This window comes from Sphingobacterium sp. UBA6317, from assembly GCF_002440385.1.
Classification (GTDB): Bacteria; Bacteroidota; Bacteroidia; order Sphingobacteriales; family Sphingobacteriaceae; genus Sphingobacterium; species Sphingobacterium multivorum.
Genome location: NZ_DJTD01000065.1, coordinates 117,803 through 126,468, shown reverse-complemented (window position 1 = coordinate 126,468; position 8,666 = coordinate 117,803). Strand labels below are relative to the sequence as shown.

The window sequence follows — 8,666 nt, the reverse complement described above, 5'->3', positions numbered from 1 at the left end:
AGCTACTTTTTGTTCTTTTTCTTCCCAAATGAACAGTTCTGTGAAATAATCAACAAACAACTCACAAATCTATCGCATAGCCATATTTAATAAAAAAGCTGCCTCAATAAATTTGAGACAGCTTCTTTTGATTGCGATATGATCCACATGCTATTGCATTTGTATGCCTTCCATTGAATTCTGGTTTTTGTTTTTCTTAAACATGTTCATATCCATTTTTCCGAAACGGTAGGAAAGATTCAATTTGATCAACTGCGGATTGGAAAGTCGATAATAGGTTTGAGAGAATCCTTCACCCGATGAAACAATGGTATTGCCACGTGTTCTGAAGATATCATTGATGGCTAATGTTGCGGAGGCAGCCTGATTTTTCAAGAAGCTTTTCTTGATGGCAAAGTCGATACCATAGAATGGTTTGATATAGCCTTGGGAAGAGCTTTGTGCCTGGTTCATTGGTGGGCCGAATGTCTGGCCCTGTGTAACGGGCATATTTGTTTTACCTTGATATTCAAAAGCAAGCTGTAGGTTCCAGTTTTTCTGTAAGTTGAATGTATTGTTCAATTTTCCAAATACTGTCCACATACCTTCCGATGGTGTTTTCTCATCAACTTCAATTTTAGAATTGTAGAAGTTGATGTCTGCTGTCAGATCCCACCATTTTTTGAGATTATTGGTATACGTGAATTCGGCCCCATAATTTTTGCTGGAATTGGCATTGATATAGGTATTAATGAAGTCCATTTTGTTCGTCACCGGATTGAGTTCCTGTGTCAGGTAACGTGTAATTAGGTTGTTTGTAGATTTATAGTATACCGTTGCCAAAAATGTACCTTTTCCATGTGTACGACTGTAAGAAAGTTCGCCCGAAGTGGTGAATTCTGGTACAAGATCGGGGTTACCACGTGTAATATTTAAGCTGTCGGTGTAGTCAATAAAAGGGATAAGCTGAAAGAAGTTCGGACGGTTGACACGACGGGTTACGCTCATCTGTATTTGGTCTTTCTCGGTTAGCTTTTTGCTTAAGAACAAAGAAGGAAATAAGCTAAGGGGATACTTGTTGTGAAACTTTTCATTTGTACTCAAAAGTTCGCCGTCGTACGTTGAGCTTTCTGCGCGCAACCCAACTTTATAGGATACCCAGTCTTTGAGATTTCCTCCAAGTGATGCATAAGCTGCATAGACACTGTTTTTATTGTTATAGTTCGCTGAAGCTGCGGTGATATTTTCAAAATCCTCCTTATCCACTGCTTTTAAGGAATTCGTGTTGAGGTTTTTGAGTTTATTGATCTGGGCACGCACACCGGTCTCGAGTTTCATGCCATTTTTGAACGGTTTGACATAATCTGCCTGTACAGTCATGAATTTATTGTCACCGGAGCCGATGTTTTTTTGGATCTGTGTACCGCTGACCTCATCGCTGGCATTGCGATAATTGGTCGTATATAGCCCATTGGATGTGTTGGTGCCGCCAAAGTAATTGAAATCGACAGATAATTCTTCGCCTTCAGTTTTGAATTTTTGGACGAGACCAGCTTGCAGGCCACGTGGTTTAAAGCTTCTTTCAGATTCGGAAATGCGATCGCTCATTGAAGTACTGCCCCCTGAAGTGGTGGAAATTGCTGAATTTTCATTAGGCTTAAATTTACCCTGAACCAACACTCCGGCGACAGATAGCGTTGTTTTGGGACTTAAGTCGTAATCTACGCCAAGCCGGCCAAAGGTAATCATACCTTTTGTTTTGCCCTCGATATCTTGATCTACTGTCGATTCTATGCCATTAATTGTACTGGTACGGTGGCTGTCGCCCTCGGTGTTGGTCCGCATGCGCATATTCATTCCCGTCAGTGAGATGTTGAATTTATTCTGACGCAGATTTAAACTACCCATAAAGTTGGTCCCGCCAAAGCGGTCGCCACCTAAGGTGACCATACCATTGTATCCGGCTTTCTTATTTTTTTTCAGAATAATATTGAGGATACCGGCCATACTTCCAGAAGCGTCGTATTTGGCAGATGGATTTGTGATGATCTCGATTTTATCAATGACATCAGCCGGAATTTGATCCGGTGTAAGCGTGGTCGGTTTTCCGTCAACAAAAATCGTTGGCGCTGCATTTCTCAATTTTACATTACCGTCGATATCTACTTGTACAGAAGGCATATTGCGGAGTACATCGATTGCTGTACCGCCAGCCGCGACGATATTTTTCTCTACGTTGAAGACTTTTTTGTCGATGTCCATTTCGAGTAATGCCTTGCGGCCAGTCACGGTGACTTCATCGAGCTTACGGTTGTCATTCTCCAGTTTGATCGCGCCGATATCTTTGGTTGTTTTTCCATCGGTATAGTCTACAGCTAGATCAATCGGTGCATAGCCTACAGAGCTAATTTTTAGCTTCCATTTTTCTTTTGGTGAAATGGCTGCGAAATTGAATTTTCCATTTTCTGAAGAGCTGGTACTTTTTACGAGAATTTCCCTTTCTTTACCTGTAGCTTGATCCTTGATGACCTTCAATAAATTCACGGAAGCTTGTGCGATCGGTTTCCCGTTGTCGTCCACAATTTGGCCGGAGAGCTGGCCTTCGGACATGGCGAAAGCAGGACGACCACCTGCAGGGGCTTGAGCGTGTACAGAAGCAACCGCAGTTGCCATTAATGCTATTGCTATAAATCTTTTCATTTTTTCTTTGCTATGCTATCGGCTACGCGGATTAGGCTGTTCGATAGTACGCAAATTTGAAAAGGATTTTTTAGCTATGCAATCATCTGTAGACCGAAGCGGCGAATGTGTAGACGAACGGATAGTTGTATCGATTCAATTTGTACCTGTAGCATTAGATAAACTGTTCGATATTTTTAATATATTTTTTACCGATAGGAAGGGCAGTTTCGGGTAAGGTGAGTTTGCTTTGACCGAGCCGTTCAATACGATTTTTGTTGACAATAAAGGAATTATGTATGCGTAGAAAATCGACTGTAGGTAATATTTTTTCCATCCCTCGGAGGTTGCTGCGCGTAAGAAGTGGCGATTCACGGTCGACCAGGTATATTTTCACATAGTCTTTCAAGCCTTCGATGTAGCTGATTTCATGGAGAAAAATTTTCGTCTTTTTGTATTCTACATTGACGATAATATAATCCTGTTCGGGTAGCTGTTTTGCACGGAGCAGCATACTTTCTTCCACTTTTCGGACTGCGGCTGCGAGTCGTTCTTTTGAAATGGGTTTAAGCAGATAATCTACGGCATTTAGCTCGAAACCTTCAACAGCATATTGGTGATAGGCCGTGGTGAAGATAACTAAGGGGCGTGGAGTGAGTTCGCGAATAAACTGCGTACCCAATTGATCGGGCATTTCAATATCCAGAAAAATCAGATCGATAGCGTGATCTTTTAAATAGTCTTCAGCTTCGGCCGTCGCATTAAATTTACGGGCGACTTCGATTTGCTCAAAATTCAATAAGTCGTCTTCTAAAATGTTGAGCGCGAAGGGTTCATCATCGATTAGTATACATTTAATCTTCATCGGTCATCAGTTTTAAAGTCACTTCGAAATCTCCAGCATCGGTTTTTCCGATCCTGAGGTCATGTCGGTTGGGATACAATAATTGTAATCGTCTGCGTACATTGGTCAGTCCTATCCCTTCGTTTGGACGCGGTTCCGTATGTTGTAAAATGCTATTTCGGGATATAAAGATAATGCCACCTGGAGTATCCTGAAATTGAAACTGTATCTGTGGTTCAGTTTTGCTATCCACACCATACTTGAATGCATTTTCCACAAAATGGATGAAGAGTAATGGGGGGATCATTCTGTTTTTGACTCTGTCTTCGATATCCAGTGCTACATTTCCTTGAATAGGAAGACGAAGGGTCTGTAAGGCGATAAAATTGCGCATATGGTCGATCTCTTTAAAAAGCTCGACTTTGGGACCGTCTACTTCGTAAAGTATGTAGCGTAGCATTTCGGACAACTTAACAATAGTGTCTTCGGAATCTGATGATTGTTTACGAATGAGCCAACGGATATTATTGAGCGTATTGAATAGGAAATGTGGGCTGATCTGAAGTTTTAACATCGTTAGTTCTGCCGTTGTTTTTTCAAGCGCAATCTGTTTGTTGAGCTCCTTTTGTCGGGCTTGCTCATCGTAGAGAAAGATCATCGAAGAGGTGATCATACAGAGTGAGTAAATAATGCCCGGGCCGATGACCAATCGTACGAAAAGAATATTTTCCTTGGTCAGATGAGCTAGCTCTCCATCTGGATTAAAATAGACTATACAGTAGTTCAGTGCTACATAGGTGGCGAATCCAAGTGCCATTAATAGTACAAAGATCTTTCTGCGACCAAAAAAATAGGTGGGTGCAACAACGTAGCAGTGCAAGTAAAAATGAGTAGCCAGGAATACAATATTTACTAAATGCGATAATGCCGAATAAGGCTTGAAATCCGCGATTTTATCCGGCTGGTAGAGGTACGTAATAAAGGGCAAAAGCAGTAATATGGTCCAGATGACAATATGTAAATAGAATTTTCTGAAGAATCTGCCGATCATGTTATGTCTAATTAATCCCCTTACTTTTGGATAAGACCAAACTTAGATAAATTGCTTTTTATATGCAAAATAAATACGTTTATAGGTAAAAACAATTATTCATCAAAGCTGTTCTCCGAAGGTTATCATGATCTGTTGTCAATCGATATGGTGTTATAAACATGAGCAGCTATTAAATGAAATGATGTTAAAAAGAGGTTCAGGAAAGAACACGAAAACGGGAAATAGGCTGGACTGTTGGAAATAGTTTTGTATTTTGCAGGTATAAACTTTGTAACGTGACGTTCAATCCAAACCGATATCAGCATATGCCCTACAGACGCTGTGGGAAGAGTGGCATTCTCTTGCCAGCCATTTCATTGGGGCTTTGGCAAAATTTTGGTGAAACCGATATTCAAGCGGTGTTCCGCAAAACTTTGGTGACCGCTTTTGATCACGGGATTACCCATTTTGACCTTGCCAATAATTATGGTCCGCCTCCGGGAAGTGCAGAAGAGAACTTTGGACATATATTGCGTAGCGATTTTGTGGGCTATCGTGATGAACTTTTAATTTCCACTAAAGCGGGGTATACCATGTGGCCGGGGCCGTATGGTGACTGGGGAAGTCGTAAATATTTGATGGCCAGCTTACACCAGAGCTTAAAACGGATGAAGCTCGATTATGTGGATATATTTTACCATCATCGACCGGATCCGAATACACCGTTGGAAGAGACGATGGTCGCATTGCGAGATATTGTTCATCAAGGAAAGGCCTGCTATGTGGGTTTGTCCAATTATCCTCCTGATCTTGCTCAGAAAGCTGCTGCGTTATTGCGTGCAATGGGGACACCATGCCTTATTCATCAGCCTAAATATTCGATGTTGGTGCGGACGCCCGAGGAAGGGCTTTTGGATGTGCTGCAGGCAGAAGGAATCGGAGCGATCGCTTTCTCTCCTTTGGCACAGGGACTGTTGACCAATAAATACCTAGGTGGCATTCCGGCAGATTCGCGCGCTTCGAAAGAGCATTTTTTGAAAAGTGACATGATCACTGCTGAATTGATGGAGAAGATAGACCGGTTGAATAATCTGGCGATACAAAGAGGCCAAACATTGGCTCAAATGGCAATTGCATGGTTGTTGAAAGATGAACGTGTAAGCTCCGTTTTGGTAGGGGCGAGAAATAGTGAGCAACTGGTTGATTCACTCAAGGCCCTGGACAGGCTAGACTTTACGGCGGATGAATTGGCACTTATTGATGCTATTCTGAAGTATAATTAATCACCTAATTGATCGTGTCATGTTTGCCTTTGAAGCACAATTGGAAATTATCGGTATCAATCCTTTTGTTTTTGTTCCTGCTGATATTCTGGAAAACCTATTTAAGGATGCGGGAATGAACAAAGGTTATATTCCTGTGAAGGGAAAAGTTAATGAAAAAGATTATGTTCAGACCTTGCTGCGATTTAAGGGGGAGTGGAGACTGTACATTAACACGGTTATATTGGCGAACTCGCCGAAACGAATCGGCGAGACCTTAACCATAACAATCGCTTTTGATCCGGAAGACCGGACTATTTTGCCTCATCCAGAACTCGAAGCAGCATTTGCGCTAAATAAGGATGCACTAAAGGTGTTTGATGGATTGTCTCCATCAAAGCAAAAGGAAATTATCCGTTATATTTCTAACTTAAAAACTGCGGATAGTCGAAGAAAAAACATCGAAAGGGCGATCGGTTTTCTATTGGGTAAAAATCGATTTGTGGGGCGTGAAAAGCCCTAAGAACTCAGACCAGTACTTCCATGTATGTCCTGTAATTACGGCCAGATATAGGGAGGATTGGTTAGAATTTTAGTGATAATTTGAATATACTTATGGACAATCCTAAAATAGTATGGGGTATCATCGGCTGTGGTGATGTCACAGAAAAAAAAAGTGGACCTGCGTTTAATCGGATAAATAATAGTCAGCTAATGGCTGTCATGCGAAGGGATGCGGCGAAAGCTGCTGATTATGCTAAGCGACATCAGGTACCCCTATGGTATTCAGACGCTGACGATTTACTTGATAATATCGATCTCAATGCGATTTATGTCGCAACGCCACCGTCCTCTCATCTCGCGTATGCACTATCTGCCCTGCGTAAAGGGAAATCTGTTTACGTTGAAAAGCCAGTTACGTTAAATGCGATAGAGGCTGAATCATTATTGGCGGAAGTAAAAAGCAGTAACGGGAAATTGGTTGTTGCGCATTACCGTAGACAATTGCCTTTGTTTCTAAAGGTTAAAGAGCTTGTTGAAAACGGTGAAATTGGCCAGCTAAGGACGGTGCAACTCCGTTTATGGCAAAGCAGAACGCCCGACCTGGTAACTAAAAGTGGCGGAGATTGGCGTACTGATCCTGCTGTTTCGGGCGGCGGCTACTTTTTTGATTTAGCCCCTCATCAATTGGATTTGATGCTCTATTTTTTTGGAATGCCGATTTCATACGATGGTTTTAGCTTAATTCAGGATAAGGACAGTGCTGTTGCCGATCAGACCACAGGGACCATTTTATTTAATAACCAGCTTGTTTTTAATGGAAGTTGGTGTTTTAATGTTGCCAAAGAAAATCAGGTAGACAGTTGTGAAATTGTTGGAAGCCTTGGTCGTATTTGTTTTTCCATTTTTGGAAATTCAGTTGTTATCAAAACAGGGGATGGAGAGCAGGAATTCAGATTTGACCATCCCGAAAATATTCAATTGCCGATGATTTCGCGTGCGGTAGAGTATTTCAGCGGCATTGGGCCAAATCCATCTCCGATTGAGGAAGCCTTGGTCCTGATGCAGATCATCGATAACTTTTCGACAATAAGGCAATAATATTTTGCTTTGCTGATAAGCTGTAGTCTTTAAGGATGAAGCAGGTATAATGGAAAGCCTATTTGGAAGATAGGTATGATTTTGGTCTTCCAAATAGGCTTAATTTTTCTGACAGTGTCTGATCTTATTGGCCACAAAGAACCTTCAGTTTGCTTTCATTACTGTTGGTGTCTGCGAAGTTATGAAGGTTTTATTAAGTATTCTTTCTTTTGAATGGACCCATTGGAGCAATGAGTTCTAAGTTGGTGCCATAAAGAGGTGCACCGAACTGATCTTAAAAGCAATTAATAGATCGCTACTGGATTGACATTGACCTGTGTGGATCCTACATATAAGGGCTGTCCAAGGACAAATAGAAATTCCCAGACTTCTTCTTTTACCAAGGGGCGTGTATCGATTAATTCAAGATTGTATATGCCACGTTTGGCCAATAAAAACTGATTGATTGGAAATTCCTCGTTGGTATTGGGGTTTGGATATACTTCAGATGCCCACGTGTCACCACCAAAAGCAACGATACCTTGATCTGCTAGCCATTTTGCTGCATCCATACCGATACCGGGTTCAGTTTCCAGGAACTGTTGGTTGTTGTTGCCGATCAATTCTAACCAACCTGTGTTGAATAAGACGATGTCACCTTTTTTGATCGTGATCCCTTGTTTTTTTAACACCGATTGAATGGCTTCAACGGTAAATTCTGTACCACCGGGAACGATATCTTTTCCATAATAGGCTGTCATATCCAAGACAATAGCACGGGTTACCAGTGGTGGGACTTTTTCTATTCCAAGTTTTTTAACGCCTTCTACCGTAACGAAATCCTGCGCTTTGTTGCCATTGTAGTAGATATTGTTGATTCCGATATGTCCAATACCGTTCAATTGGGTGCCGACACCGGTCCAGGCATTTACCAATTCGTCGTTGAAAGTGGAATTATTGGGACCAAGTGTTGCACCAGCCTGTTCTCCGGGTTGTATATTATACAAGTTAAAACTACGGTGGCGGAAAGCTGGAAGCTGTTTGTTTACAGGGACAGCAAGAGGGACAGTTTTTCCCTTTTTGACAAGTTTTAATGACTGTAGCACCAATTCTGGTGATATTAAATTGGCAGCTCCGATCTCGTCGTTCTTACCATAAGCAGCATGATGCCATGTACTATCTGTTGGGTCTACCAACAGTGTTTTATTTTGCGCATTGCTTTGCAATGCTGTGAGTGACAGTACCCCCATGAGGAGTACTGTCAACTGATTGAATTTTTTCATCGTTG

Annotated in this window: 7 protein-coding genes; 3 read left to right on the top strand and 4 right to left on the bottom strand. The window is 41.6% G+C overall.

Features of this window, described 5'->3' with window-relative positions; genetic code table 11:
• Window positions 1-150: 150 nt before the first annotated feature.
• The 3 genes from B3E92_RS21440 to B3E92_RS21430 all read right to left on the bottom strand — a co-directional run bounded on the left by B3E92_RS21440 (window position 151) and on the right by B3E92_RS21430 (window position 4,553).
• Window positions 151-2,679, bottom strand: a complete 2,529-nt coding sequence (locus B3E92_RS21440) for a TonB-dependent receptor domain-containing protein (protein WP_286898248.1) — start codon at window positions 2,677-2,679, stop codon at window positions 151-153.
• A 154-nt stretch (window positions 2,680-2,833) separates the two neighbouring features.
• On the bottom strand, window positions 2,834-3,523 hold the full coding sequence (locus tag B3E92_RS21435) for a LytR/AlgR family response regulator transcription factor (protein WP_286898245.1): 690 nt from the start codon (window positions 3,521-3,523) through the stop codon (window positions 2,834-2,836).
• Complete coding sequence (locus B3E92_RS21430; RefSeq protein WP_112376049.1) at window positions 3,513-4,553, bottom strand: sensor histidine kinase; 1,041 nt, start codon at window positions 4,551-4,553, stop codon at window positions 3,513-3,515. The genes B3E92_RS21435 and B3E92_RS21430 overlap by 11 nt, the downstream gene beginning before the upstream one ends.
• Window positions 4,554-4,861: 308 nt before the next feature.
• On the opposite strand from B3E92_RS21430, the gene B3E92_RS21425 reads away from it, so the two are divergent.
• From B3E92_RS21425 to B3E92_RS21415, 3 genes are all read left to right on the top strand, one after another.
• Window positions 4,862-5,818, top strand: a complete 957-nt coding sequence (locus tag B3E92_RS21425; protein ID WP_201640178.1) for an aldo/keto reductase — start codon at window positions 4,862-4,864, stop codon at window positions 5,816-5,818.
• Window positions 5,819-5,837: 19 nt separating this feature from the next.
• The gene (locus B3E92_RS21420) at window positions 5,838-6,320 is read left to right on the top strand and encodes a YdeI/OmpD-associated family protein (protein ID WP_115050467.1); all 483 of its coding nucleotides are present in this window, start codon (window positions 5,838-5,840) and stop codon (window positions 6,318-6,320) included.
• Window positions 6,321-6,412: 92 nt separating this feature from the next.
• Window positions 6,413-7,399 (top strand): Gfo/Idh/MocA family protein, encoded by a 987-nt coding sequence (locus B3E92_RS21415; protein ID WP_286898242.1) that lies wholly within the window; start codon window positions 6,413-6,415, stop codon window positions 7,397-7,399.
• Between the two features lie 284 nt (window positions 7,400-7,683).
• Here B3E92_RS21415 and B3E92_RS21410 read toward each other — a convergent pair whose 3' ends face one another.
• A complete protein-coding gene (locus B3E92_RS21410; protein ID WP_286898239.1) occupies window positions 7,684-8,661 on the bottom strand; it encodes a cyclase family protein in 978 nt (325 codons plus the stop codon).
• Between the last annotated feature and the right edge of the window lie 5 nt (window positions 8,662-8,666).